The organism is Acidaminobacter sp. JC074, assembly GCF_022496765.1.
Classification (GTDB): Bacteria; Bacillota; Clostridia; order Peptostreptococcales; family Acidaminobacteraceae; genus JABXKX01.
This window is the reverse complement of record NZ_VANV01000018.1, coordinates 63,492-90,096: the sequence shown is the minus strand read 5'-3', so window position 1 is coordinate 90,096 and position 26,605 is coordinate 63,492. Positions and strand designations below refer to the sequence as shown.

The 26,605-nt window shown below is 35.2% G+C and carries 26 protein-coding genes; 23 read left to right on the top strand and 3 right to left on the bottom strand.

The window, feature by feature from the left end; translation table 11 throughout:
- Window positions 1–12 precede the first annotated feature (12 nt).
- Window positions 13–192 carry a hypothetical protein gene (locus tag EZV73_RS19795; RefSeq protein WP_240842158.1) on the bottom strand — a complete coding sequence of 60 codons (180 nt, stop codon included), beginning with the start codon at window positions 190–192 and terminating at the stop codon, window positions 13–15.
- Between the two features lie 254 nt (window positions 193–446).
- On the opposite strand from EZV73_RS19795, the gene EZV73_RS19790 reads away from it, so the two are divergent.
- Complete coding sequence (locus EZV73_RS19790) at window positions 447–2,351, top strand: sensor histidine kinase (protein ID WP_240842156.1); 1,905 nt, start codon at window positions 447–449, stop codon at window positions 2,349–2,351.
- A 139-nt stretch (window positions 2,352–2,490) separates the two neighbouring features.
- Here EZV73_RS19790 and EZV73_RS19785 read toward each other — a convergent pair whose 3' ends face one another.
- On the bottom strand, window positions 2,491–3,576 hold the full coding sequence (locus EZV73_RS19785; RefSeq protein WP_240842155.1) for an ABC transporter substrate-binding protein: 1,086 nt from the start codon (window positions 3,574–3,576) through the stop codon (window positions 2,491–2,493).
- 57 nt (window positions 3,577–3,633) lie between these two features.
- Between EZV73_RS19785 and EZV73_RS19780 the strand changes: the two genes are divergently transcribed.
- The 14 genes from EZV73_RS19780 (at window position 3,634) to EZV73_RS19715 (ending at window position 18,298) form a co-directional block, all read left to right on the top strand.
- On the top strand, window positions 3,634–3,792 hold the full coding sequence (locus tag EZV73_RS19780; RefSeq protein ID WP_240842154.1) for a hypothetical protein: 159 nt from the start codon (window positions 3,634–3,636) through the stop codon (window positions 3,790–3,792).
- Window positions 3,789–4,679, top strand: a complete 891-nt coding sequence (locus tag EZV73_RS19775) for a DMT family transporter (protein ID WP_240842153.1) — start codon at window positions 3,789–3,791, stop codon at window positions 4,677–4,679. Before EZV73_RS19780 ends, EZV73_RS19775 begins: the two co-directional genes overlap by 4 nt.
- 71 nt (window positions 4,680–4,750) lie before the next feature.
- The gene (locus EZV73_RS19770; RefSeq protein ID WP_240842152.1) at window positions 4,751–6,598 is read left to right on the top strand and encodes a beta-galactosidase; all 1,848 of its coding nucleotides are present in this window, start codon (window positions 4,751–4,753) and stop codon (window positions 6,596–6,598) included.
- 214 nt (window positions 6,599–6,812) lie between these two features.
- Window positions 6,813–7,352, top strand: coding sequence for a helix-turn-helix domain-containing protein (locus EZV73_RS19765; RefSeq protein WP_240842151.1), 540 nt, complete (start codon window positions 6,813–6,815; stop codon window positions 7,350–7,352).
- Window positions 7,353–7,361: 9 nt separating this feature from the next.
- Window positions 7,362–8,402 (top strand): spermidine/putrescine ABC transporter ATP-binding protein, encoded by a 1,041-nt coding sequence (gene potA, locus EZV73_RS19760; protein WP_240842150.1) that lies wholly within the window; start codon window positions 7,362–7,364, stop codon window positions 8,400–8,402.
- The gene (locus EZV73_RS19755) at window positions 8,396–9,208 is read left to right on the top strand and encodes an ABC transporter permease (RefSeq protein ID WP_240842149.1); all 813 of its coding nucleotides are present in this window, start codon (window positions 8,396–8,398) and stop codon (window positions 9,206–9,208) included. Before potA ends, EZV73_RS19755 begins: the two co-directional genes overlap by 7 nt.
- On the top strand, window positions 9,202–9,972 hold the full coding sequence (locus EZV73_RS19750) for an ABC transporter permease (RefSeq protein ID WP_240842148.1): 771 nt from the start codon (window positions 9,202–9,204) through the stop codon (window positions 9,970–9,972). Before EZV73_RS19755 ends, EZV73_RS19750 begins: the two co-directional genes overlap by 7 nt.
- On the top strand, window positions 9,973–11,004 hold the full coding sequence (locus EZV73_RS19745) for a PotD/PotF family extracellular solute-binding protein (RefSeq protein WP_240842147.1): 1,032 nt from the start codon (window positions 9,973–9,975) through the stop codon (window positions 11,002–11,004). It begins immediately after the preceding gene.
- A gap of 93 nt (window positions 11,005–11,097) precedes the next feature.
- Window positions 11,098–13,167 (top strand): diguanylate cyclase, encoded by a 2,070-nt coding sequence (locus tag EZV73_RS19740; RefSeq protein WP_240842146.1) that lies wholly within the window; start codon window positions 11,098–11,100, stop codon window positions 13,165–13,167.
- Complete coding sequence (locus EZV73_RS19735) at window positions 13,164–13,823, top strand: response regulator transcription factor (protein ID WP_240842145.1); 660 nt, start codon at window positions 13,164–13,166, stop codon at window positions 13,821–13,823. The genes EZV73_RS19740 and EZV73_RS19735 overlap by 4 nt, the downstream gene beginning before the upstream one ends.
- The gene (locus tag EZV73_RS19730) at window positions 13,820–14,815 is read left to right on the top strand and encodes a HAMP domain-containing sensor histidine kinase (protein WP_240842144.1); all 996 of its coding nucleotides are present in this window, start codon (window positions 13,820–13,822) and stop codon (window positions 14,813–14,815) included. The genes EZV73_RS19735 and EZV73_RS19730 overlap by 4 nt, the downstream gene beginning before the upstream one ends.
- A 94-nt stretch (window positions 14,816–14,909) precedes the next feature.
- Entirely contained in the window at window positions 14,910–15,626 is a 717-nt protein-coding gene (locus tag EZV73_RS19725; RefSeq protein WP_240842143.1) for a biosynthetic peptidoglycan transglycosylase, read from the top strand.
- Entirely contained in the window at window positions 15,619–16,386 is a 768-nt protein-coding gene (locus EZV73_RS19720) for an ABC transporter ATP-binding protein (protein WP_240842141.1), read from the top strand. The genes EZV73_RS19725 and EZV73_RS19720 overlap by 8 nt, the downstream gene beginning before the upstream one ends.
- Window positions 16,376–18,298: an FtsX-like permease family protein gene (locus EZV73_RS19715; protein WP_240842139.1), complete on the top strand. Its 1,923-nt coding sequence runs from the start codon at window positions 16,376–16,378 to the stop codon at window positions 18,296–18,298. The genes EZV73_RS19720 and EZV73_RS19715 overlap by 11 nt, the downstream gene beginning before the upstream one ends.
- A gap of 5 nt (window positions 18,299–18,303) precedes the next feature.
- Here the strand turns inward: EZV73_RS19715 and EZV73_RS19710 are convergent, their stop codons facing one another.
- On the bottom strand, window positions 18,304–19,023 hold the full coding sequence (locus EZV73_RS19710; RefSeq protein ID WP_240842137.1) for a phosphatase: 720 nt from the start codon (window positions 19,021–19,023) through the stop codon (window positions 18,304–18,306).
- A 181-nt stretch (window positions 19,024–19,204) separates the two neighbouring features.
- Here EZV73_RS19710 and EZV73_RS19705 point away from each other — a divergent pair, with 181 nt between their 5' ends.
- The 8 genes from EZV73_RS19705 (at window position 19,205) to EZV73_RS19670 (ending at window position 26,598) form a co-directional block, all read left to right on the top strand.
- Window positions 19,205–20,146, top strand: coding sequence for an L-threonine 3-dehydrogenase (locus tag EZV73_RS19705; protein ID WP_240842135.1), 942 nt, complete (start codon window positions 19,205–19,207; stop codon window positions 20,144–20,146).
- 1 nt (window position 20,147) lies between these two features.
- Entirely contained in the window at window positions 20,148–20,897 is a 750-nt protein-coding gene (locus EZV73_RS19700) for an NRDE family protein (RefSeq protein ID WP_240842133.1), read from the top strand.
- Window positions 20,890–21,627 carry a GGDEF domain-containing protein gene (locus EZV73_RS19695; RefSeq protein WP_240842131.1) on the top strand — a complete coding sequence of 246 codons (738 nt, stop codon included), beginning with the start codon at window positions 20,890–20,892 and terminating at the stop codon, window positions 21,625–21,627. The genes EZV73_RS19700 and EZV73_RS19695 overlap by 8 nt, the downstream gene beginning before the upstream one ends.
- Complete coding sequence (gene tkt / locus EZV73_RS19690; protein WP_240842129.1) at window positions 21,624–23,549, top strand: transketolase; 1,926 nt, start codon at window positions 21,624–21,626, stop codon at window positions 23,547–23,549. The genes EZV73_RS19695 and tkt overlap by 4 nt, the downstream gene beginning before the upstream one ends.
- Before the next feature lie 157 nt (window positions 23,550–23,706).
- The gene (locus EZV73_RS19685) at window positions 23,707–24,243 is read left to right on the top strand and encodes a 2-oxoacid:acceptor oxidoreductase family protein (protein WP_240842127.1); all 537 of its coding nucleotides are present in this window, start codon (window positions 23,707–23,709) and stop codon (window positions 24,241–24,243) included.
- Complete coding sequence (locus tag EZV73_RS19680) at window positions 24,243–24,542, top strand: 4Fe-4S binding protein (RefSeq protein ID WP_240842125.1); 300 nt, start codon at window positions 24,243–24,245, stop codon at window positions 24,540–24,542. The genes EZV73_RS19685 and EZV73_RS19680 overlap by 1 nt, the downstream gene beginning before the upstream one ends.
- Window positions 24,542–25,711, top strand: a complete 1,170-nt coding sequence (locus EZV73_RS19675; protein WP_240842124.1) for a pyruvate ferredoxin oxidoreductase — start codon at window positions 24,542–24,544, stop codon at window positions 25,709–25,711. The genes EZV73_RS19680 and EZV73_RS19675 overlap by 1 nt, the downstream gene beginning before the upstream one ends.
- Window positions 25,711–26,598: a thiamine pyrophosphate-dependent enzyme gene (locus tag EZV73_RS19670; RefSeq protein ID WP_240842123.1), complete on the top strand. Its 888-nt coding sequence runs from the start codon at window positions 25,711–25,713 to the stop codon at window positions 26,596–26,598. Before EZV73_RS19675 ends, EZV73_RS19670 begins: the two co-directional genes overlap by 1 nt.
- The last annotated feature ends 7 nt before the right edge of the window (window positions 26,599–26,605 follow it).

Here is a 26,605-nt window from a genome sequence, read left to right as displayed (position 1 = left end):
CCCGAATGGGAGCTACTTTAATGTTGTTAATTGATATCTCATAATTAAAAGACACTTATCTTTTTTAGTTTTAACATCTGCCTTCAAAATGTTGGCAACATTACCACTTGGTAAGTCAATTGATGTTTCAACTAACTTTGATACAAACTCGCCATAGCTATCCGCTTGATCAAGTTCTACGAATTCCTTCACGCCCCACGGGAGTGACATAACTTTTACGGCATCTCATGTATCACAGATATTGCCTTTTCTTTCGATGATTGAATTTTCAATTAATTCAACCAACTCTTGATTAAAATCTTTGTTTTTTCCTAACATAACTCCTCCTAATTAGATATGATTATATCAGAATTAAGGTGGAAAATAAACTAAATATTTGATAAAAGTTTGAATTAAAATTTCAGATATGGGTAAAATATAAGTAATTATGTTTATGAGAGGTCTTAATGAAATACAGTCTAAAAATAAAATCAATATTAAATTCACTGTTTCTAGCTGTTGTAATAGTGCCTTTATTTATCATTACTTTTGTTGCTTTAGGTTATACCCGAAGTTACATTGTAGAAATGACAATGGACTACAACCAACAGATTATGAACAACATACAAAATAATATAGAGACTTTTTTTGAAGAGCCTAGAAGAGATATGCGGTTGATGAGAGATTCCATTCTTCTTAATGATGGCAACATCAATTCAGAATTCGCTGAGTCATTTATCAACAATAGGCGCTATTTTCACCATATACTACTTATTGATGGTGATGGTACTGTCTTGCAGACTTATCCAGATACGGATGATATCATCGGTTTTGATTATTCTAGAGAAACGGCATTTGAAAAAATAGCAGCTGGTCAATCAGAGGCTTGGTCGAGAACATATATCTATACTAGAGAAAATCTCGTGTCTGTTAATTATGCCGTGCCTATGGGGGATAAGGTCTTACTTGGTATTATTCACCTTTCTGCCATTGAACATGAGCTAATAGAAAATATTAATGATCCTGACTTATTAGTTGGTGTTACCAATTCGTCAGGTGTCTATATCATGCATTCAGATTATAATCAAGTTGTTCAAAGGGTAACAGACCCCCATGTATTAGGTGACAGTTTGGATTTTGAATCTGTAACCTATAACTCTAAACGTTATTATGCCAGTATGAGAGAAACAGAGTATCAAGGTTGGCGAATCATCATCTATGAACCCTATGACCGTTTACAACAAAGAATTGTTAAGTACATCACTTATTTAAGTATCATTATAATTGGTCTTGCATCGATCTCTACCATTTTAGGTAGAAAAGTTTTTGACATCGTCTTTAAAAATTTAGACCAGGTAGTGACCAATACAAAGAGTGTTGCAGAAGGTCATTATGCTATTGCAGATGAAGACAGTGTATTTATTGAATTTAACGAGATAAATAAAAACTTTAGACATATGGCTTCTGAAGTTAAGACCCGTGAGGACTTAATTTTAAACCAGTCTTATGAGATAGAGCAAATGAATCGTGAGTTAGAAAACAGAGTTATAGAAAGAACTAATGAGTTATTTTCAACCAATCAAGAACTTGAAATTGCACTTGAAAATCTAAAGCTTACTCAAGAGCAACTTATAGAATCAGAAAAGCTGGCATCACTAGGTGATTTAGTAGCTGGTCTTGCTCATGAAATTAACACACCGCTTGGCATCATTCTTACAATCGTGACATACTTACAAGAAAGCACTGGTAAGGTAAAAGAGAAGTATGATTCAGGTTTACTTAAAAAAGGCGACTTCGAACAGCATCTTAAAGCTTCACTAGAAAGCGAATCATTAATTTATGATAATATCAATCGTGCCATTGAGTTGATTTCTAGTTTCAAGCTTATTTCGGCTGAGCAAAGAAACATTGAAAAACGAGAAATTCTCTTGTATGAGTTCTTAGAAAATATCATTAAGAGTTTAGAGCCTCAGATGAAAAAGAACAATATACAAATAAGATTAGAATGTTCTAAGACCATAGAAATTGAGACCATACCTCTTTCTTTGTATCAAATCATCATTAATTTAGTCATGAATGCAAAAATACATGCTTATGATCTTGTTGGGGGTTATGTTGATATTCACGTGACTGAAATGACTGATTATGTCAGAGTAAGTTTAAAAGATTATGGGCGAGGCATAGAACCAGATAATATTAAGAAGATTTTCGATCCATTCTTTACAACTAGAAGAGGAGCTGGTGGCACGGGTCTTGGCCTCAATATCGTATACAATTCTGTTAAACAAAATCTACAAGGCAACATCTCTTGTGTAAGTGAACTTGGGCAAGGAACAGAATTTATAATTGACTTGCCATTTAATCTCGAATAAGGGTGGTCTTTTGATGAATTATCAGATATAATAGAGATAGACTTCGTTAATAATATAACATCTTAAGTACGATAAAATGTTTTTTACGATGTCAAACTCTTTCTAATTAGGAAAACTCCCAAGTAATTGGGAGTTTTTCCTATTCATAAGGTATGATTGAACCGTCTTTTATATGTACCAAGTAGAATATTCTTGAGGAGTCACCAAACTCATTCATGGCAAAATCATTTTGTAGACCTGTATAAGTTTTGCCAATAATATCTTTTTTGATACTATTAATATTGTCATGATTGGTTAAGCTTTCACATAATATTTTAGTAGCCTCATAGGTCGTAATAGAGATAAATGCTGGTTCTATTTGAAAACGTTCATAATACAAATCTCTAAAACTTTGATAGTCTTCAGTAAGTAGATTTTTATTGTAGGTCGAATAACCATAGGCACCATCAGCTGATTGTCCAGCTTGTTCAATGAGTTCCATAGACATGGTCCATTGACTGAGGGCAATTGGAATGTCAATCTTTCTAACCTGTAAACGTTGTAAAATTTCAGAAGCCGTGTGTGCAGATGTTACAAGACAAAGGCCGTTAGCCTTACTTTCTATAATTTGACTAACAAGTGCATCATAATCTTTATGATCAAGAGCTGTCTCATAAACCACTTCACTCTCTCTAATGGCGAACTCATCTACAAACTCTTCATGATATTTCACAGAATAAACATCGTTGCTCATTTCGTATATAATGGCAATTTTATTGACACCGATATTTAAGGTATGTCTAGCAAGCTCTCTGGCTTCAAATTCCATTGAAGAAATTACCCTTAAGAAGTTATCATCCATATCAGAAAGTTTGGGTGTGGACATTGATGGACTGATCAGAAGAAGATTTTCCTCATTGGCTTTTACAACAGCAGGGTACATGTTACTGGTGATAAAGCCAATGGCAACGTCTACAGAAGCATTTTTCAGGTCTGTAACTACTTCAAGAGCCTTTTCAGGATCAGAGCCATCATCTCTAATAACTGGTACAAATGTAATGGACTCATAGTCAGGATGACTGTTGAGTTCGTCTATGGCCAATTGATAGCCGTTTTTAGCAGCAATACCGATTTCATGACTAGGTCCAGATAAGGAGCCGGCAAAACCAACACGTATCTCACGATTAGAGTTACAGGATATTAAAAATAATGATATAATGGATAGAATAATTAATTTTTTATACATAAAGCACCTCATATAAGTTTTACCCTAATATTGGTGCATAAAACAGAAAGGTTACACATGGACATCAAGGAAGAAGTAAAAAATGCTGTAATTGCTGAGGCCAAAAGCAATTACCACAAGGGAAGAGTGGTTGGGGCAGTACTTGAAAAAGGCTACAAGATCGGCAAGAATAAAGTAAAGTTTTTAAACAGATATATAAAGGAACTAAGAAAATGACAGGAAAGGGAAGATATTATTTATTGATGATACTTGCAACTTTTTTGTTTGCAGGTGCTTTTGTTGCAGGAAAACTAGGTACAGCCACATTTTCACCAGTGGTGATGACATTTTTAAGAATTGGCCTAGCAGTTTTGATTCTTTTTCCTATCATGGCCTATAAAGAAGCTAGCATCAAAATAAAGAAAGAGGATTTAAAGCTTGTCTTTATACTTGGCTTGGTTGGTATGACATTCTATCATTTGTTCTTTTTTTCAGCCTTAAAATATACAACAGCATCTAATGCTTCTGTTATTAATGGATCCATGCCAATTATAACAGCTATTATAGCCAGTTTTGTTTTAAAAGAGAAGTTAACTATAAGACAAAGCCTTTATATTATAACAGCATTCATAGGGGTTTTAACCATTATCACCAATTGGCAATTTTCTGTTCTTTTCAATATGGATATGAACAGGGGAGATCTCTTGATGTTGTGCGGTACCATCTCATGGGCTACTTATGGTGTGATTATAAAAAAATCGAATACATCTATGTCTGCATTAAAGATGACGACTTATACACTTTTAATGTGTGTCATTATCTTATTACCATTTGCCATAAGAGAAATGATAGTCTATGACAGTTTAAATGTTCCTTTTAGGGATTATTACAGCATCATCTATATGGCAGTTTTTCCAACTGTTATGGGTTACACCATACAACAGGCATCCATCAAGGCTCTTGGACCGAGCACAGCTTCACTTTTTATCAACTTGGTACCATTCTTTTCGATTATCCTTTCCATGTTGATATTAAAGGAAGCCATCAACCCTTTAAATATTATCAGCGGAGTCGTAATTATAGTATCAGTTATATTATTTGCAAGAAGTAAGGCATCTGTATAAGATGTCTTTTTTTATGTATTTATTTATGGTAATATTTAAACAGTTAAGATAATAGTGCAAGAGGAGTGGATATGATAATATATGGTGCAGATTACAATCCTGAACAGTGGTCAAAGGATGTATGGCTTGAAGATATGACTTTAATGAAAGAATGCAAAGTAAATATGGTCAATCTAAATATTTTTGGCTGGGCACTTTTAGAACCCAGTGAAGGTGTTTATGACTTTAGTATGCTTGATGAAATGATGGATTTACTTTATGAAAACAAGATATCAGTTGACTTAGCGACTGCAACGGCAGCGCAACCGGCCTGGTTATCCATGAAGTATGAAGACGTTTTGCCTAAAGACAAGCATATGAACACAGTCTGGCATGGCTCTAGACAAACATATTGTCCTAATAGTTCCCATTATAGACTAAGGGCCAAACTTTTGGTTGAGGCAATTGTTAAAAGGTATCACAAACATCCAGCTTTAAAAATGTGGCATGTCAACAACGAGTATTCAGACCATACATCCATCTGTTATTGTGATACTTGTGCTGAAAAGTTCAGAGTATGGTTAAAGGGCAAGTATTCATTAGAAGAGGTTAATGAAAGGTGGGGGACTGCCTTTTGGTCTCAACGTTATTATTCTTTTTCTCATATAATCCCACCAAGACATACTGCTGCAGATCCTAATCCTGGCTTGGTTCTTGATTATAAAAGATTTATGTCAGAGTCGACCTATGAACTTTTCCTCATGGAATATGACATCATAAAGGCATATACACCTGATATGACTGTAACTAGCAATTTTATGGGCAATGACAATAAACCCTTGGATTATTATAAATGGGCTAAGAAAATGGATCTTGTTTCATGGGATTCCTATCCTGATCCACTTGACTCTAGAGCTTATATGAAGAATGCTCTGACGCATGATTTGATGAGGTCCTATAAGAAACAAGCATTTGTACTTATGGAACAAGCGCCAGATCAAGTCAACTGGCGTAGTAAAAATCCCAACAAAGAGCCAAATGAAATGATATTATACAGTATGCAGGCTTTAGCACATGGTGGCAAAGGGGTTATGTTTTTTCAGTGGCGTCAGTCCTTGAAAGGTGCTGAAAAGTTTCATTCTGGCATGGTACCTCATAATGGGACAGAAACTAAAACATATAGGGAGGTAAAGGCATTGGGTCATATCTTGTCTTCTATGAAAGAAGATGACTTCAAGGCGTCAGTTGCCATTTACTTTGATTATGACAACTGGTGGGCCCTTGAGTATGAGCCTGGTCCATCTGCTGATATGAAATACATGGATATCGTCAGAGACTACTATGCTTATTTTTATGATAACAACATACCAGTGGATTTTGTCTTTAATGGCGAAACTTTAGAAGATTATGATTATGTCCTAGTTCCAAATGCTTATATGTTGCATGATGAAGGGGTGTTTAAGGATTATGTAAAAAAGGGTGGTCAATTGATTATGGGTGCCTTTTCTGGCATAGTGGATGAAAGTGACACGGTATTTTCTAAGGGCTATATGTCTTCATTGTCGGATGTTTTTGGCATAAAGGTTTTAGGCTATCATGTTTTAAAAGAAACAAAGTCTAACCTATTAGGTCATTATTCATGGAAGGATGAAGTTAAAGTCCTAACTGCTGACCTTTTGTTTGATGACGATGTCTTGATTACGAAAAATTCCACAGGTCATGGCAATGCTTATTATATTGGTGGTAGATTTGATGATTATTCAAAAGTGCTCGATGAAATTATAAAGATTAAAGGCTATGATTCAGATGAGGGGGTGTCTGTTAGAGTTGGAAAGAAGTATGTTTATCTTTTAAATTTTACAGGGCTACATAAGAGTCTCGATTTTGAAGGCATAAATTATAAGCTTCAACCTTACGGCTATAAAATAATCCATCTATAAAGATAGTGAATTTTTAGAAAATAGCAAATAATTCTATAAAAAGTGAATGGATGAGCAAGTGGTGTATCATGGGGTACATCACTTTTTTTGTGAGTTTACTATTACTCAACACAGAATTTAAAATATTGAAAAAAAGACTTGATTTTTTTATCGATTTTGTGTAAATTATGTTTAGTATTTGTAAACTAAAAGTTGAATTTATAGAGAGGTATTTATGTCTATCGGAGAAAAGATAAAGAATATGCGTTTAACACATAGTCTCACACAGGAAGAACTTGCAGATCGATGTGAGCTTTCAAAGAGTTTTATCTCTTTATTGGAAAGAGATTTGACATCACCATCTATAGCAACATTAACTGATATACTAGATGTCTTTAACACAAGTCTTGAAGATTTTTTTAGTCAGAAAAAAACGGAACAATACGTTTTTACAAAAGAAGATGTATTTGTCAAAGAGTCTGATGAAGATGGTGTGGAAATTAACTGGTTGGTTTACAATGCTCAAAAAAATGAAATGGAACCTATTTTAGTCAAACTCCAGCCTGACAGTGTTCTTTTTGATGAAGATGCCCATCATGGTGAGGAATTTGGTTATGTTATGTCTGGTATCGTTATGGTTGATATCAAGGGTAAAACTTTTAAAGTCAAAAAGGGTGAAAGTTTTTATTATAAAGCAGACATACCTCATAAGGTATACAATGACGGGAAAAATGTGGCAACCATTTTAATGGTCAGCTCTCCACCTAGTTTTTAGGAGTGTAATATGAATCTAATTGAATTAAAGAATTTAACTAAAATCTATGACAATGAAAAAGTAGTAGATGAAATTAATTTATACATACGTGAAAATGAATTTGTGACCCTTTTAGGTCCTAGTGGCTGTGGTAAAACAACCACACTTAGAATGATTGGCGGTTTTGTGCAGCCTGATGATGGCGAGATACTTTTTAATGGTGAAGATTTAACAGTTGTACCACCTTATCAAAGACAAATCAACACGGTTTTTCAAAGGTATGCCTTATTTCCACATTTAAATGTTTATGAAAACATAGCATTTGGTTTAAGAATTAATAAAACACCTAAAAAGCTCATAGATTCTAAAGTCAAAAGAATGCTAAAGCTTGTGAATTTAGAAGGCTATGAAAAAAGAAAAATTGATGCTCTTTCTGGTGGTCAGCAACAGAGAATAGCAATTGCTAGAGCCTTGGTTAACGAGCCTAAAGTGCTTTTATTAGATGAACCTTTAGGGGCACTGGACTTAAAATTAAGAAAAGAGATGCAGATAGAACTTAAGGCCATGCAGCAAGAGCTTGGTATCACATTTATTTATGTAACTCACGATCAAGAAGAAGCCCTTACCATGAGTGATAACATTGTAGTTATGAAAAATGGAGTCATTCAACAGATTGGTTCACCAATTGACATCTACAATGAACCTAAAAATGCCTTTGTGGCTGACTTTATCGGTGAGTCAAACATTGTTTCAGGTATCATGAAAAAAGACTGTTTAGTAGAGATTAATGGTCGTCAGCACGAATGTGTAGACGTAGGCTTTTCTACAGATGAAGCGGTAGATGTTGTAATAAGACCTGAGGATATGAACTTGTGTCAAGCTGATCAAGCTACATTTTCAGGTCAGGTTCAGTCGGTTGTCTTTAAGGGGGTTCATTATGAGATTATTTTTAATGATAATGGACAAACATGGATGGTACATACCACTAAAAAAGTTAATGTTGATGATAAGGTTTATATTAAGGTAGTGCCTGAGGACTTCCATATTATGAAGAAGGTGACCATATGCTAAAACGCGCTGGTGGTATACCATACATTATATGGACCATTATGTTTATTATATTACCCATACTGATTATTTCTTATTACAGTGTTACTTTAGCTGATGGCAGTGTTAGTCTTTCAAACTTTAGATTATTCTTTGATGCAAGAATCTTAAATGTTGTAAAACGTTCACTTTTTACAGCGACTATGACAACGGTTATCTGTCTACTATTAGGCTATCCCTTAGCATTCTTTATCAGTAAAGTTTCTAAGAAAACTGAAAAATTCTTAGTTGTTTTATTGGTCCTTCCTATGTGGATGAACTTTTTACTTAGGACTTATGCATGGCAGGCCATACTAGGAAAAAATGGTGTCATCAATAATCTATTAAATTTTGTCGGTTTGCCAAGTCAGCATCTTATGTTTACAGGTACTGCAGTTATTCTTGTTATGGTATATAACTTTTTACCTTTTATGGTACTGCCGATTTATACAGTTATTAAAAAGATAGATAAGGGTGTTTTAGAGGCTGCTGAGGATTTAGGGGCTAATAGTGTCCATGTGTTTTTTAGAGTTGTTTTGCCGCTATCAGTACCCGGCATCGTTTCAGGTGTATCCATGACTTTCTTACCAGCCGTTTCATCTTTCGTCATTCCAGACTTAATTGGTGGCGGTAAGTTCAACATGATTGGTAATCAAATAGAAAAGCAGTTTTTACTTATGTCTAACTGGCACTTTGGGTCAGCCTTGTCAATGGTGCTTGTTCTGATGATTTTAATATCCGTATATTTTACAAACAGATATGCAGATGATGAAGGAGGGCAATTATGGTAAAAAAGCTCTCTAGGAACATTTATCTGTTTTGTATATTTTTATTTTTATATTTACCAATTATCTTCTTGATGGTTTTTTCATTTAATGAAGGTAAGTATAGTGGTAACTGGAAAGGATTTTCCCTACATTGGTATGTGGAGCTTTTCCAGGATAGGATGATTATGAGTGCCTTAGGCTACACAGTGTCTATCGCAGTCTTAGCATCTATTATTTCAACAATTATTGGACTGTTTGGAGCATACAGTATTTTTAGGATGAAAAGTCGTCCTAAACAGATGCTTTTAACGGTTAATAATATTCCATTGTTAAATCCAGATATCGTTACAGGTGTTTCACTTATGGCACTATTTGTGTTTTTACATATGCGACTTGGTTATTTAACGATGCTCATTGCCCATATTACTTTCTGTATCCCATATGTTATTTTAAGTATCTTGCCGAAACTTAGACAAATGCCTAAAGACATTGTAGATGCAGCACTTGATTTAGGGGCAACACCTACTCAAGCATTCTTTAAAGTAGTTTTGCCAGAAGTTATGCCTGGTGTAATTACTGGTGCCTTAATAGCATTCACACTTTCTATTGATGATTTTGTAATCTCTTTCTTTACAACAGGTTCTGGTGTTAATAACCTGTCGATTGCAATATTCTCAATGGCTAGAAGAGGTATCAGTCCAAAAATAAATGCATTGAGTACAATTATGTTTGTAGTAGTTATGGGGCTGCTACTGATCATCAATATGAGGGAGAAGAAGGAAAATTAAATGAAGAAAATCTTAGTTTTATTTTTAGTAGCAGTGATGGCAATTTCAATGATTTCATGCCAAAGCAAGGATGAGGTTGTCTATGTATACAACTGGGGTGATTACATTGATGAAAACATCATTGACATGTTTGAAGAAGAAACAGGTATCAAGGTAGTTTATGAAATGTTTGAAACAAATGAGTTGATGTATACCAAGTTAAAAAATGGTGGTAATCAGTATGATGTATGTGTACCATCAGATTATATGATCACAAAAATGATTAATGAGGATATGATTCAAAAAATCGACTTTAGTAAAATAGATCAATACGAGAATATAGGTAGCGAATACAAGGGTCAGGCCTTTGATCCAAATGATGAGTATTCAGTGCCATATTTCTTTGGTACAAATGGTATCTTATACAATACAGATATGGTAACAGATCCAGTAGATTCTTGGAACATCTTATGGGATGAGAAATACGCTGGTCAAATACTTATGAACAACTCTCAAAGAGATTCAATCATGGTAGCTTTAAAGCTTTTAGGTTACTCTATGAATACAACAGATGAGAATGAATTAGAAGAGGCAAAGCAACTTTTATTAGATCAACATGAACTAGTACTGGCATACGTTGTAGACAACGGCAAAGACATGATGTTAAATGAAGAAGCAGCATTTCTAGTGACATGGAATGGTGATGCCATTACTTTAATGGGTGAGAAAGACAATCTAGCTTATGCCATTCCAAAAGAAGGTTCAAATCTTTGGATCGATTCAATGGTCATTCCTAAAGATGCTGGCAATGTTGAAAATGCTCACAAGTTTATCAACTTTATGTTAAGACCTGATATTGCACTTTTAAACACGGATTACGTGGGTTATTCAACACCTAACACAAAAGCTTTTGAGATGTTAGATGATGAGATGAAGAACAATCCAGCTGCATACCCTAACTTAAATGAATTAGAGAATATGGAAGTATTCATCGATTTAGGTGATGCCATTAATATTTACAACGATATTTGGTTAGAGATAACATCACAATAATTCTATTTTAACAGAGCGCTTACATTGGTAAGCGTTTCTTTACTTTTATAAGACCTTATTGGTATAATAGAAAAAAGACATACTGGAGCATATATGAGTAAAGAAAAAGTAATTCAAGTACTAGAAGAATATGGACGCATAAATAATATTGGACCAGACGACAGAGTCAGTATATTAAGTGAGTTAGAAGAGGATGCCAGAAAGATTGGTTTGGAGTATGAATACTACAGACAAGCCATTATCGCTGCAGCCTTAAGAAAAGATGCTGAAACGGTTTCTTTTGCCATGAAGGCCATCGATGAAGCTATGAAAATTGGCAACAGCCACATGGTATCTGAGATCAATATTTTTCTAGGGATCCTTTATAGGATGAAGTACCAATACGATACTGCCTTTAAGCATTATATTTCAGCTTTAAAGGTAGAACAAACGGCTAGGGCCTATAACAATTTAGGTGATATCTATTTATTGATTGGTGCAGCTGAAGAAGCCAATACCATGCTTGACAAGGCCCTTGAAATACTTGATAAACAATCAGAATACACCCTTTACGAACAGAGACTTTATAACACGATTTTTTCTAACAAATGTGAAGTGGATGTTGCTAGGGGCAAGTATAAAGAGGCCAAAGAAAACGCCGTCAAGGTGATTGAGACATCTATAGCCATTGATGATATCTTGGGAATCGGTTATGGTCATACACTCATGGGCCTGACATACAGGTTATTAGGTGATGTAGACAATGCCTTAATTCATTTAAAGAAATCAGAAGATATATTTGTTAATTGTGATGAGCAGTATATGAGTCAAGTTATTGGATACTTAGAAGATGTTTACTACCAAGAAAGTCTCTGTTTAAAATCTCTAGGCAAGTATGAGGATGCCATTGTGAAATTAAATAGCATCACTCAATACCAAGCAAGAGACTTTGACATTCTTTTAGAGTGTTATAAAGCTCTTGGCGACCAGAAAATGATATTAAAGACATATGAATCATTTTTTACATTTGTCATGAATGATGAAAAAGAAAAAAGATTAAGACAAAAAGAGAATTTTTCAACAACCGTTGCTGTTTATGAGACTGAAAAGAAGGCCAATGAGTACGAGCTACTTTACAGTTCTACCAAGTCTATATCTGAAATTGGCAAGCAAATCATTTCTTCAGAAAAATTAGACGATGTTTTATTAGCCATTCATAGCCATGTTGATAAGATTATGAGCTTTAACTCACTTGCACTCGGTATGGTCATTGATGGCCTGATAGAATATAGGTGGGTCCTTGAGGACAATAAAAGACTAGAACCTTTCTTTGTCAGTGTAGACAATAGAAACTCATTCAGTTCATGGGTTATTAGAAATAAAAAGGCCATTCGTCTAAACGATGTTTTAACGCCTGAAGAACTTAAGAGATACAAGGAAGTACCCGATATTAAGTGGTATGGCAATAAGATGGATTCTATGCTTGTCGTACCTATTCAATACAAGGATGAAATCTTTGGTATCATCAATATTCAGTCTAAAGAACAATACAACTATACAGAATATGATTTAGAAGTAATCACCATGCTGGCATCCTTTATAGGTGTTGCCATGAAAAATTGGCAGGGGACTTATGCACTTAAAGAAGCCAATGAAAAGCTTGAGGAACTGTCAAAGACAGATGCCCTAACAGGTATCAAGAACAGGCATGTTTTATCTGAAATCGTTGAAGATCTTTTCAGAGGAGATGTGGATAAAGAAGAGTATATTTCAGTTGTCATGATGGATATTGATCATTTTAAAGAATACAATGACACCTATGGTCATATAGATGGTGATAGATGTATCATATCAATAGTAGATGTTTTAAGAGAATATCTTGATACAGGTGATAATCGCATGTTTAGGTATGGTGGTGATGAATTTGTAGCTATCATTCCATATATGAAAGAAGAAGAGATTCATAAACTCTTAGAAGTAGCAAGACAAGCTGTTGAAAGCCTGTCTATACCTAATAAAAAATCGAAAGTGTCTAAGTATGTGACATGTTCATTTGGATACACCCTTGTTCAAAAGGGCAAGAAAGATTATCAAAGAGCATTTTATTTAGCAGATGAAGCACTTTACCAGGCCAAAGCCAATGGCAAGAACACCATTGCCTTTGTTAAAGATGAGGTCCGATGAAAAAGATATTAATTGTAGAAGATGATATAAAGATTAGAGACGAACTGTCTCTTTTCTTGAGTAGAAATGGATTTTCTGTTGAGAAAATTATAGACTTTACAAATGTGATAAATGAAATTATGGATATAAACCCTGATTTGGTATTGTTAGATATCAACCTGCCTAATATAGATGGCTATCATATCTGCAGGGAAGTAAGAAGGTTATCAGACCTGCCTATTATTGTTGTTACAAGTCGTGACAGCGACATTGATGAGTTGATGAGTATGAACTATGGTGCTGATGATTTTGTAACAAAACCTTATAACACGCAAATACTCTTAGCAAGGATACAATCTATACTAAGACGTACATCCAGCGTTTCTGAGGTTTTAACTGTTAAGGACATACACTTAAACCTATCAGATTCATCTATGTCTTGTAACAATGTAAAAGTTGATTTGACTAAGAATGAATTAAAGATCATCCATCTTTTGATGAATCATGAAAATACCATTGTTTCTAGAAACAAGATAATGGATGTTTTATGGCAGTCCAATGAGTTTATAGATGACAACACCTTAACTGTGAATATCAACAGAATCAGAAAGAAACTTGAGCTTTTAGGGAAAAAAGATATTCTCATTACCAAAAGAGGACAAGGGTATATCATATGAGTATAAAAGAATTTATTCTAGATAAAAAAATGTATTTCATAGCCCATATCGCATCTTTGATTCTCTTGCAAATCCTCTTAGCTACCATGGGTATTAACAGGTCAGGAATTATATTTGTGATGATTTTTATGATATTTTGTCATGTTTTGTATTTAACCCATGAGTACTTTAGACGTTTTAGGTTTTATAAGAATATAAATGACCAATTAGAAGGTTTAGATAGAAAGTATCTGATCAGTGAGTTTATAGAAAGACCCAATTTTTACGAAGGGGAGACTTTAGAAAACATAGTCTCGGATGCTTGCAAATCCATGAATGATGAAATCAATGTTTACAAATCTCAGTGGACAGACTATAGAGATTACATTGAATCTTGGGTACATGAAGTCAAAACACCTCTTTCGGCTTCGTATCTGATGCTTGAAAACAAACAGGCTAATTTAGAAGAAAATCTTTATCTTGAGCTTGAAAGAATAGAAGGCTATGTGGAACAAGCCCTTTATTATGCAAGGAGTAACCACGTAGAAAAAGACTATATCATTAAGCCTTATCCACTGGATGAACTTGTAAAAGACGCAGTTAGAAAACATAGGAAACTATTAATTGAAGCCAAATGTGATTTAAAGATTGATCTACAATCGACCATATATACAGATGGTAAGTGGCTGACTTTTGTCTTGTCACAAATCATTATCAATGCCATCAAGTATTCAAATATGTCTATGAAATTATCTTTTACAGAAAAAGTCAACAAGGATTTCATCACTTTAAATATCTGTGACAACGGTATCGGCATCAAGAAAGATGAGATAGACGATGTCTTTGTCAAAGGCTTTGTTGGTTCTAATGGTAGACATGAAAACAAATCTACTGGCATTGGTCTTTACCTCTGTAAAAAACTCTGCCATAAGCTTGGGTTGGCTATTAGTATTAAAAGTGATCAGGGTACTTGTGTATCCATTCATTTCCCTGTTTCAACGACAATCGGCTAAAGCCGATTTTTTCTTACAAAATTGTAAGTTTAGTGTAAGACTAATCGATGGCATGATGGACCTTTATTTTGTAATCTTAATACAGGAGGTCCTTATGAAACATTTTAGAAGACTTTTGGTCGTGACAGTATTTCTTATATCCTTGTTTGTCGGTTGTCTGGCAATTAAGGGTTATATCAATTATAGTTACATTGTAAATGACATTGGTTTAGAGGAAACAATCAACCATATCATGTTAAAGGATGATTATGTAGAAGCAGATCAAATACCTCATACATTGTTAGAGGCCTTTGTGTCTACAGAGGATAAACGTTTTTACAGACATAATGGTATCGATATGATTTCAATCGGAAGAGCCATTCTTATTGATATCAGGTATCTAGAATACAGAACAGGTGGTTCTACAATCACACAGCAGCTTGCTAAAAACTTGTTTTTATCCTTTGATAAGACTTTGGAGCGAAAGGCAACAGAATACTTCTTGGCAAAGAAGATAGAAAGAATGTATTCTAAAGATGAGATTCTTGCCTTGTATGTGAATGTCATCAACTATGGAGACGGATGTTTTGGCATATCCAGTGCGAGCAAACATTACTTTAACAAGGAACCTATGGCTTTAACGGATAGTGAAGCAGTCCTCTTGTCTGGTTTGCCACAGTCACCAGTCAACTTAAGTCTAAGTAAGTATTACGACAATGCTGTTGTTAGATCAGAAGTGGTGATTAACTCAATGATCAACAACAAGGTGTTAAAAGAAAAAGATGCAAAATTAATTATAGCTGAAATAAAAAAGGGGTTGTACCATGAGTAAGATATTAGAAGTAGACAATATAGAAAAATATTATGGTTTTAAGAGCAACATCACCAAGGCAGTAAAGGGTATATCTTTTACAGTAGACAAAGGTGAGTTTGTTGGTATTATGGGAGCCTCTGGCAGTGGTAAAACAACAACACTTAATTGCATATCTACAATTGATAAGGTAACGTCTGGTCATATCTATATAGACAAAAAAGATGTAACCAAGCTCAAGAGAAGGGAACTGTCTACATTTAGACGAGACTCTCTAGGTTTTATTTTTCAAGATTTCAACCTCTTAGATACCTTATCTGGTTTTGAAAACATCGCACTGGCTTTAACCATCCATAAGATTCAGCCAAAAGAAATAGAAGAAAGGGTTGAATCAATAGCAGCCATACTTAAGATTGAACATATATTACATAAGTATCCTTATCAGATGAGTGGTGGCGAAAAACAGCGTATTGCCTGTGCAAGGGCCATGGTCACCAATCCGAAGTTGATACTGGCAGATGAACCTACAGGGGCTCTTGATACAAAATCTTCTCGTAACCTCTTAAATACTTTTGAGGACATCAATGAGAGGTTTCAAGCGACAATTTTAATGGTTACCCATGACCCTCTAGCGGCAAGCTATTGCCACAGGATTCTCTTTATTAAAGATGGTAAACTTTTTAATGAAGTAAAAAGGGGTGGTAAGCCTCAAAATACCTTCTATAAAGACATACTAGATGTATTGACATTATTAGGAGGAGATATTTCAGATGCTATTTAAACTAGCCTTAAACAATATAAAGAAAAGTTATAAAGACTACTTGATATACTTTTTAACCATAGCCATTTCAATTTCCTTGTTTTATATGTTTAATTCTATGGAAAGTCAAAAGGCCATGTTGGTACTTGACCAACCCGGCGTACAGGCATTTGATGTTTTAACAGGCTCTTTAGAATACGTTTCAGGCTTTCTTACTTTTGTCATCGCTTTTTTGATGGTTTATGCCAATCAGTTTTTAATCAGACGTAGAAAAAAAGAATTAGGTATTTACATGACACTAGGTATGAATCGACTAAAGATATCAATGATCTTATTTGTGGAAACTTTTTTAACGGGTATCATCTCATTAATTGTTGGTATTGCCATAGGTTTTATTGGCTCACACTTTTTATCCATCATCACGGCAAGGATGTTTTTGGTGGACTTAAAGGCATTTCGTTTCATCTTTTCAAGTCAGGCAACTCTAAAAAGTATGATTGCCTTTGGTACGGTCTTTTTAGTTGTTATGGTACTAAATACCTTCAATATGCTTAAGGTCCAGCTCATTGATTTACTTTATGGTAAAAAAAATCAAAAGCAGAGGGTTAGACATCCTATTCTTATAGGTCTTGTGTTTATAAGTTCATTGATTTCACTTGCTTATGCCTACTACTGTATCACAATAAACGGTATGTTAAGAATCAACTTAGTATTTATGCAGGCCATATTGTTTGGTATTATAGGGTCTTTCTTATTTTTTTATGGCTTAGCACCCATATTTTATGCCTTGATTAAGAAGGTAAAAAAGATTTTTTATTATCAACTGAATATATTCAGTTTAAGACAGATATATTCAAAAGTTAATTCAACCTTTGCCATTATGGCTATAATATCTATTATGCTTTTGATTGCCATTGGTACCTTTGCCACAGGTAATGGGACTGCAATAGCCATCAATGAATCTTTGGTCTCATCTCAACCTTTTGATGTGTCTTTAAAGTTGTACATGGATACACAAGTTGACAGGACTAAGCTGCCAGGACAGTCTGAGTTAATCAATATTTATCCTTCTGACATGATTATGGGGGATTACATAGATTTTGATACAAACAATGATTACTTTGATGTCTTTAGTAAAGCTTCATTTAATTTAATTAAGCTTTCAGAATTTAACAAATCAAGAGCTCTACAAGGTTTAGAGCCGCTTGTCTTATCTAAAGAACACTTTGTACTCCTTTATACAAGTGATTTAATGGATTCAACTTATAATGATCTTAAGAAGATGACAATACATCTAAATGAAAGTAATTTGACTTTATCACATGTTATTAAGGAAAGGTATTTAAATGAAATGCAGTCTGATGAAGTGGGTATCTTGATTGTTGACGATTCTTATATTGAATCAGAACCTTATATAAAAATCATCAACGCCTTTGTCGACGATGAAAGGGCCTTTATTGATCAAGTCAATACACAGTTTAATGAAGCTGGAACGGTTTCTTATCAAATACTTTCTAAAAAAGAAATCATCGCCAATTCCTTAAGTATTTCGGTAATGGTGACTTATATATCCATATATGTTGGTATTGTTTTTATCATGGCCAGTGTGATTATATTATCACTACAGCAATTAAGTGAGGCAAGCGATAATGCCAGACGATACGATTTGCTCATGAAGTTAGGGGTAGAAGAAAAGCAGATCAAACACAGTATTTTAATACAGATATCTACTTATTTTCTTTTACCATTGCTACTAGCCATTGTTCATTCATATGTTGGTATCAGTGTTTCTAGTAAAGTGGTAAAAATCTTTGGTAATTTGGATGTTTTCAAAAACATCTTAATCACAGCGACTTTTGTTTTGGCCATCTATGGTTCTTATTTCGTTATCACCTACATAACCATCAAATCAATGGTTCTAAACAAAAGCTAAAAGACTTAGAAATCTAAGTCTTTTTTTAAATACTTCTTTAATTTATGGATGTCGTTATTGACGATTAATTCTTTTGGAAAGTCAACTTCTTTGATAAGTGATAAACACTTGTCAAAGTCACCTATTGAGTAAGATATGTGTGAATCGCTACCCAATATAACTGAAACCTGATGTTCTTTACAAAGTTCAAGAATTCTTCTTGAATTTTCTACTGTACCTTGTCTTGTACCGCTTGGCGTTAGAGAGGCGTTGTTGATTTCAAGTAGTGTATCATGAGCTTTAGCGGCTTTAACAACTCTTTCATAATCAATGGGATAACGACCATCATCAGGATGACCAATAATCTTTACCTGCGGAATTTGAATAGTCTTTATTAATGTATCAGTGTTTTCTTCTAGATTGCCTGGCGTAATGACAGGTGGATGTAAAGATGCAATGACATAATCCAGTTTATCTAGGAGTTCATCTTCTACATCAATTGTCCCTTTGTAATCAATGATATTGGCTTCTATACCTTTTAAGACTCTGACACCTTCAATATATTCAGGAATAATCTTTAAGTTATGAAAGTGAAAAACATGGGGTGCACCAGGAAGTGAGCCAGCATGATCGGACATACCTAAAATTTGAATCCCTTTTCTGAGGGCACCTTTAACATTTTCTTCAAGTGTAGAGTAAGCGTGTCCTGAAGACACAGTATGTGTATGTAAATCTATTATATTCATATGATACCTTCTTTCCACATGAACTGTAACATAGTTTTCTCATATATTCAATTGTTTGAGATGGGAAAACCTTTTCAAAATAATTCATTTTAGTCCAAACTTTTTAAGTCATAAATAGAATCATTTGTTTTGTGAGATTATTTGAAGATTATGGGTATAAGTTTATAAGGAGGTGACACACATGAAGAAAATTTTAGTAACAGGCGCAACAGGACAAATAGGAACAGAACTTGTAATGAAATTAAGACAGATTTATGGTAATGACAATGTGATTGCTTCTAACATCAGAGATCATCTAGACAGTCCAATCAGAAACACTGGTCCATTTGAACTCTTAGATGTAAGAGACCAGGTAAGGTTTTTTGAAGTCGCTACTAAGTATCATGTAGATACCATCATTCATTTAGCGGCATTCTTATCTGCGACTGCAGAAAAGAAACCTTTGATGGCTTGGGACCTAAATATGGGTGGTTTATTAAACGGACTTGAAGTGGCAAGAGAGCTGAAGTGTCAATTCTTTACACCTAGTTCTATTGGTGCATTTGGACCTTCAACAATAAAGGACAACACACCTCAAGAAGTCATTCAAAGACCTAATACCATGTATGGTATCAACAAGGTTGCTGGTGAACTTTTATGTGACTATTATCATGAAAAGTATGGTGTTGATACAAGAGGCTTAAGATTTCCTGGCTTGATTTCTTATATGGCTATGCCAGGTGGTGGCACGACAGACTATGCTGTACATATTTTTTATGAAGCTTTAAAAAACAAGTCATTTGAATGTTATTTAGAAGAGAACACCTACATGGATATGATGTATATGCCTGATGCCATTAACAGTGTTATCAAGTTGATGGAAGCAGACCCAGATAAGCTGGTACATAGAAATGCCTACAATGTCTCTGCTATGAGCTTTAGTCCAAAAGAGATAGAAGCTGAAATTCAAAAATACATTCCAGATTTTCTTATGACATACAAAGTTGATCCTATGCGACAAAAGATTGCAGACTCTTGGCCTAACTCTATAGACAGTCAAGCAGCAATTGATGAATGGCAGTTTAGACCCGTATATGATCTTGAAATGATGGTTAAAGACATGCTGAATAAGGTCAAGGTGTAACATGTGCACAATACTATTTGCCTACAAGACTCATTCTAAGTTTCCTTTGATCTACTTAGGAAACCGAGATGAGTTTTATAAACGGCCAACTGAGAGGGCCAAGTTTCATGGTCAAGTCCTTATGGGCAAGGATCTTGAAAAAGGCGGTACCTGGTTTGGCTTTCATAAAAATGGACGTATAGGCTTTCTAACCAATTACAGAGATATGAAGGCCATCAAGGAGAATACTTCCACAAGAGGCCACTTGATTACAAATTATCTAGAAAGTGATTTATCACCGAGAGACTACTTAAAGTCCGTTCATGCTGAAATTCAAAACTACAATGGCTTTAATCTAATTTTGGGTAGCTTTGATGACTTAATTTATTATTCGAGTCATCTCTCTACATGTCAGACATTAGAGCCTGGGGTTTATGGTCTCAGTAATGCCCACCTTAATACACCATGGTTTAAAGTAGAAAATGGTAAAAGAAAGTTAAGTCAAGTTGATGAAGTTAAGGTAGATGATTTGTTTGAAATCTTAAAAGATAAGACCTTAGCAGATGATGCCGTGCTGCCAAGTACAGGCCTGGATTATTCCGCAGAAAAAGGACTTTCATCTTTATTTGTAACTTTTGGAACCTACGGGACAGTTTATCAACAGGTGATTCTTTATGATGGTCAACAAGTAGATTACTATGATAGGACCATCGAAGATGATTTTAAGAAGACCCATCATCTACAGATGACAGTAGGTGATAGGCATGAATGATTATTTGATAATGGTACTTCTGATAAGTACCTACATAATTAGTGGATATATAAATATCTCCTGGCTTTTACCGATTACTTTACTGGCTAGTTTTTTTATGATATCAAGAGACAAAGTATATACCATGATTCTTATTTTGTCTATTATTTGTCTTTCTTTTATGAAGCCAACTTGGCTTGTTTATCCCTTGGTCTTTATGATTATGTATGGACTGATTACCAAGGATAGAAGAAAACTTGTTGAGATAGAAGAAGAAGTCAGAATAAGAAGAGATATGGATTCCCTCTCTGGTTTGTATAACAACCGTTATGTAGTGGACTATCTTGAGAATCGTTTAAAACATGTGAATGGTGATCCACTAGCGGTCTTACTAATGGACGTAGATGGTTTTAGAAGAATCAATGAAAAGTTTGGCCATGCCTATGGCGATCTTTTAATCAGTGAAATTGCAAAACTTTTAAAGGGTATCTCTGATAGTACTGATATTCTGGGCAGATATGGTGGAGAGGAGTTCATACTTGTTCTTAACAACGGTACTCTAGAAAGATCCATTACCATTGCCGATGAAATCAAACAAGGCATAGAAGAAATGCCTATAAAAGATGAAATGAAAATTACCATGAGTATTGGTATTGCATTTAATGATAATGATACTGCTGCAGGTTTAATCAAGAAAGCAGACTTGCAGCTTGTTCAAGCTAAAAAATTAGGGAAAGGAGATTTAAATTGAAGAAGTTTATTAATGCTATTAAAGTCTTGTCAGCAGAAGCTGTTCAGGAGGCAAACTCAGGCCACCCAGGCCTACCTTTAGGCGCTGCAACCATGGCCTTTACTTTATGGGATAGGATAATGAATCATAATCCTAGAGAACCAGAGTGGATCAATAGAGATAGATTTATATTGTCTGCTGGTCATGGCTCTGCCATGATATACAGTTTATTGCATCTTTATAATTATGGCTTAAGTTTAGATGACTTAAAGAATTTTAGACAGTTTGATTCATTGACACCAGGTCATCCTGAGTATGGACATACAATAGGCGTAGAAACAACCACGGGACCATTAGGACAAGGTCTTGCAAATGGTGTTGGTATGGCGGCGGCTGAAAAACATCTTGCAAGTATTTTTAACAAGGATGGCAGTCAAGTCATAGACCATTATACATATGTTTTAGTTGGTGATGGTTGTTTAATGGAAGGCCTGTCTTATGAAGCAGCTTCTATTGCTGGTGAATGGGGCTTAGATAAACTTATCGTCTTATACGACAGCAACAGTATTTCCATTGAAGGTTCTACAGACCTTGCCTTTAATGAGGATGTTGCCACACGTTTTAAGGCTATGAACTGGGATGTATCTTGGGTTTCTGATGGCAACGATATACCTGCTTTAGAAACTGCCCTTACGTCTGCTAAGAAGTCTGATAAGCCATCTATCATCATTGTAACGACTGTTATAGGTCATGGTGCACCAGGTATGGAAGGCACTCATAAGGTTCACGGAGCGCCACTGGGGCAAGAGATATTAGATAAGATGAAGGAAAACTTCAATTGGCCTAAAGAAAAATTCTTTGTACCAGAAGATGTAAGAGAATATTATGATGCTTCAGTTGAGAGACTGGCAGAAAATTATAAGAAGTGGGAAGCACTCTGGTATGATTATGAAGATGTATATCCAGAACTGGCTACCCAGCTTGAGAATTATATGTCAGGTACGGTTACTTTACTTGACTTAGAAGCTTTAAAGGAAAAGAATAAAACCATAGCCACAAGGTCTGCTTCAGGTGAAGCCATCAATATGATTGCAGAACTGAATAAGAATTTTATGGGTGGTTCTGCTGATTTGGCACCATCTAATAAGACGCATATGAACGGTTTGGAGTCTTTCTTCAAAGCATCGCCTCAGGGACGTAATATTCACTTTGGTGTTAGAGAACATGCCATGGGTTCTATTTTAAATGGTTTGTCACTTCATGGTGGTTTAGAAGTGTTTGCAGGTACTTTTTTAGTCTTTTCAGATTATATGAAGCCTGCAATCAGACTGGCTTCACTGATGAACATCAACCTAACCTACGTCTTTACGCATGACTCTATTGGCGTTGGTGAGGATGGTCCAACCCATCAACCAATAGAACATCTTTGGATGCTTAGGTCTATTCCTGGTTTAACAGTTTTTAGACCAGCAGATTATTATGAAACCATGGTAGGCTGGCAGTCTGCTCTTATGAACCAGGGACCATATGCCTTGATTCTTACAAGACAGAATCTTCCGGCTCTAGAAAATTCGTCTGATCAAGCCTTAAAGGGTGGCTACATCATTCATTCTGTAGAAGACCCTGAAGGTGTTATTATAGCAAGTGGTTCAGAAGTTCATATAGCCGTTGAAGCTGCAAAAGTTCTTCAGGAAAAGGGCAAGTACATTCAAGTTGTATCTATGCCTTCTATAGAGCTCTTTGAATCACAGGACTTTGACTATATTGAAAAGGTATTACCACCAGTCTATACATTGGCAGTTGAAGCGGGTTCTACACTTGGCTGGTACAAGTATGCAGATGATGTACTTGGTATAGATAGGTTTGGTGCTTCAGGACCAGCTACAAGGCTCTTTGAGGAGTTTGGCTTTACAGTAGAAAACATTGTTTCATATTTTGAGTAAGAATGAATCCTTCCACTTAATGGTGGAAGGATTTTTAAATGTTAATAATTTTTAAAGACCAGGTCTAGCTGGTTTCTTTTATGTCTGTTGACAAACGTTTTCCTAAAAGTTATCATTAATATAACGTTGATATATCAGAAGTATATAAGGAGGCACTATGATAGAAGTAAGATGGCATGGCCGTGGTGGTCAAGGTTCTTTTACAATTGCCAGACTCTTAGGGATGGCAGCATCAGTATATGGTGGACATTATGCACAAGCATTCCCATCGTTCGGACCTGAAAGAAGAGGGGCACCAGTATTAGGCTTTACAAGAATTGATGAAAATAGAATCACAGATCGTTCTGAAGTTAGTCAATGTGATTATGTTGTTGTTTTAGATGAGACGCTTTGGGGACCTGCTGTACTCAGTGGCTTAAAGGAAACAACTAAAATAATAGTTAATACGGCAACACCAGATAAGTATCATGTAGATGGCGTTGAAGTCATCACAATCGATGCAACATCTCTTGCCTTAGAATATTTAGGAAGACCGATTACAAATACAGCAATGATGGGTGCATTAATTGCGTCAGGTGATCTGGTATCATTAAAGAACTGTCAGGATGCGATTTCTGCTTCAATGAAGCCTAGCATAGCTGATAAGAATAATATATTGATAGAAAAAGCCTATGAAATGATTGGAGGCAAATAATGAATAGACCTAAAGTTAAGAAATGGCAGGAACCTGTTAATGTAGATGCTTATCCAGTAGGTTCAACATGTCCAAGTGACCATTTGGTAAGCATCAATGCAGGGTGGAGAACGTATAAGCCAGTTATTGACCATGACAAATGTGTTATGTGTTTAAGATGCTTTTTAGTATGTCCTGATGGTGTTATTGATAAGTCAGGTGATAAATTAGAAATAGATTATGATTATTGTAAAGGTTGCGGTGTTTGTGCTCATGAATGTCGACCTAAGTGTATTGAAATGGTTAAGGAGGACAAGTAATGAAGAAATTTATATCAGGTAACGATGCCGTTGCTGAAGGTGTAAGACTTGCAAAACCTCATGTAATTTCGGCATATCCTATTACGCCTCAAACAATTGCAGTTGAAAGATTGTCTGAGATGGTTGAAGATGGTTCTTTAAAAGCTGAATACATGCACGTAGAATCGGAACATTCAGCTTTAGCTGCTGCGATGGGTGTATCATCTGTAGGCGCTAGAGCATTTACAGCAACTTCATCTCAAGGCTTGTTGTACATGTCTGAATGTCTGCCATATGCATCAGGTGCTAGAATGCCTATCGTTATGATGAATGCCAATAGAGCACTAGCAACACCTTGGAATATATATGGAGATCAAATGGATTCTATGGCTGTATTAAACGCTGGTTGGATCCAAGTTTATGTAGAAGATGCTCAGGAAGCTTTAGATATGATGATTCAAGCTTATAAAATAGCAGAACATCCACAAGTATTAGCGCCTATGATGGTCAATTTAGATGGATTTGTATTAACACATACTTATGAGTTAGTAGATATTCCAGAACAAACAAAGGTAGATGAGTTTTTACCACCAATCCAGTTAAGCAAACAGATTATGGATGTAAATGATCCTAAATCCTTATGTATCTCTGCAGGTAACGACTTCAACATGGAGTTTAAGATCAAGCAGGAAAAAGACCTACAAGCTTCAAGAAAAATCATCAATGAAGTGGACAAGTCTTTTGGTGACATGTTTGGTAGATACTACAATGGTATGATCGACACATATATGTGTGAAGATGCTGACTATGTATTGGTGACAACTGGTTCTGTAACAGGTACTGTAAGAATTGTCATTGACAAGATGCGTGCTGAAGGCCATAAGGTTGGTGTTTTAAAGTTAAGATATGTTAGACCATTCCCAGTTCAGGAAGTCAGAGATGTACTTAAGAATGTGAAGAAAATTGGTATTATCGATAAGAATATATCTTTTGGTTACGAAGGTACCATGTTTACAAATGTAAACTCTGCACTTTTAGATATGGACAATGCACCTAAATCATATAACTTCATTGGTGGTCTTGGTGGCCGTGATATTACAAAAGAGAATATTACTGAAGTTTATGAGAAGCTAATGAGTGACGAACCTATTGACAAAGTAAATTACATGAATGTGAGGTGTGATGTCTAATGAAGCATAATGCAAGAAATTTAACAAACCAAGAATTTTTCTACGGACATAAGGCATGTGGTGGTTGTGGTGAATCATTAGCCGTTAGATTAACAATGAAAATTTTAGGCGATAGAACTTTTGCTGCTTTACCAGCAGGATGTATGTCTGCCGTTTCATTCATATATCCAAATATGGCCTTTACAACGAACGCTATTATTACACCATTTGCATCAACTGGTGCAGTAGCTGCAGGTATGTCAGCTGGTCTTAGAGCTTTAGGTATTGAAGATACACACACAGTAGGATTTGCCGGTGATGGTGGTACTGCTGATATCGGTTTGCAGGCTTTATCAGGTGCAATTGATAGAAACGATGATATCATCTATATTTGTAATGACAATGAAGCTTACATGAATACAGGTATTCAAAAGTCAGGCCTTACACCATACGGTACGAAAACAACAACTTCACCTGCTGGTGATAATCTTCCTGGTTCTGTAACCATGAAGAAGAACATGTTTGAAATTGTTGCAGCGCATGATATTGCCTATGCGGCGACGGCAAGTGTTGGTTATTTAGATGACTTAATGGCTAAAATTGAAAAGTGTAAAAATACAAAAGGTACATCATACCTTCATATATTTGCCCCTTGTCCAACAGGCTGGGGTCATGAATCAAATATTACAATTGACCTTGCAAAGCAGGCAGTTGATTCAGGTTTGATCTATCTAGCTGAGTATGAAAATGGTGAGTTCAAGCTTAACAAGAATCCTAAGGAATTTGCATCGGTTGAAGATTACTTAAAAGTTCAAGGTAGATTTAAACACTTGAAAGATTCTGACATAGAAGTTATAAAAGCGCATAGAGATAAGAAATGGGCTAAAATGAGAAAGAACTGGCTATAGGAGTTGG

Coding starts and splice junctions, on each gene's coding strand:
- EZV73_RS19790 (WP_240842156.1), top strand. CDS start 447: ATGAAATACAGTCTAAAAATAAAATCAATATTAAATTCACTGTTTCTA.
- EZV73_RS19785 (WP_240842155.1), bottom strand. CDS start 3,576: ATGTATAAAAAATTAATTATTCTATCCATTATATCATTATTTTTAATA.
- EZV73_RS19780 (WP_240842154.1), top strand. CDS start 3,634: ATGGACATCAAGGAAGAAGTAAAAAATGCTGTAATTGCTGAGGCCAAA.
- EZV73_RS19775 (WP_240842153.1), top strand. CDS start 3,789: ATGACAGGAAAGGGAAGATATTATTTATTGATGATACTTGCAACTTTT.
- EZV73_RS19770 (WP_240842152.1), top strand. CDS start 4,751: ATGATAATATATGGTGCAGATTACAATCCTGAACAGTGGTCAAAGGAT.
- EZV73_RS19765 (WP_240842151.1), top strand. CDS start 6,813: ATGTCTATCGGAGAAAAGATAAAGAATATGCGTTTAACACATAGTCTC.
- potA (WP_240842150.1), top strand. CDS start 7,362: ATGAATCTAATTGAATTAAAGAATTTAACTAAAATCTATGACAATGAA.
- EZV73_RS19755 (WP_240842149.1), top strand. CDS start 8,396: ATGCTAAAACGCGCTGGTGGTATACCATACATTATATGGACCATTATG.
- EZV73_RS19750 (WP_240842148.1), top strand. CDS start 9,202: ATGGTAAAAAAGCTCTCTAGGAACATTTATCTGTTTTGTATATTTTTA.
- EZV73_RS19745 (WP_240842147.1), top strand. CDS start 9,973: ATGAAGAAAATCTTAGTTTTATTTTTAGTAGCAGTGATGGCAATTTCA.
- EZV73_RS19740 (WP_240842146.1), top strand. CDS start 11,098: ATGAGTAAAGAAAAAGTAATTCAAGTACTAGAAGAATATGGACGCATA.
- EZV73_RS19735 (WP_240842145.1), top strand. CDS start 13,164: ATGAAAAAGATATTAATTGTAGAAGATGATATAAAGATTAGAGACGAA.
- EZV73_RS19730 (WP_240842144.1), top strand. CDS start 13,820: ATGAGTATAAAAGAATTTATTCTAGATAAAAAAATGTATTTCATAGCC.
- EZV73_RS19725 (WP_240842143.1), top strand. CDS start 14,910: ATGAAACATTTTAGAAGACTTTTGGTCGTGACAGTATTTCTTATATCC.
- EZV73_RS19720 (WP_240842141.1), top strand. CDS start 15,619: ATGAGTAAGATATTAGAAGTAGACAATATAGAAAAATATTATGGTTTT.
- EZV73_RS19715 (WP_240842139.1), top strand. CDS start 16,376: ATGCTATTTAAACTAGCCTTAAACAATATAAAGAAAAGTTATAAAGAC.
- EZV73_RS19710 (WP_240842137.1), bottom strand. CDS start 19,023: ATGAATATAATAGATTTACATACACATACTGTGTCTTCAGGACACGCT.
- EZV73_RS19705 (WP_240842135.1), top strand. CDS start 19,205: ATGAAGAAAATTTTAGTAACAGGCGCAACAGGACAAATAGGAACAGAA.
- EZV73_RS19700 (WP_240842133.1), top strand. CDS start 20,148: ATGTGCACAATACTATTTGCCTACAAGACTCATTCTAAGTTTCCTTTG.
- EZV73_RS19695 (WP_240842131.1), top strand. CDS start 20,890: ATGAATGATTATTTGATAATGGTACTTCTGATAAGTACCTACATAATT.
- EZV73_RS19685 (WP_240842127.1), top strand. CDS start 23,707: ATGATAGAAGTAAGATGGCATGGCCGTGGTGGTCAAGGTTCTTTTACA.
- EZV73_RS19680 (WP_240842125.1), top strand. CDS start 24,243: ATGAATAGACCTAAAGTTAAGAAATGGCAGGAACCTGTTAATGTAGAT.
- EZV73_RS19675 (WP_240842124.1), top strand. CDS start 24,542: ATGAAGAAATTTATATCAGGTAACGATGCCGTTGCTGAAGGTGTAAGA.
- EZV73_RS19670 (WP_240842123.1), top strand. CDS start 25,711: ATGAAGCATAATGCAAGAAATTTAACAAACCAAGAATTTTTCTACGGA.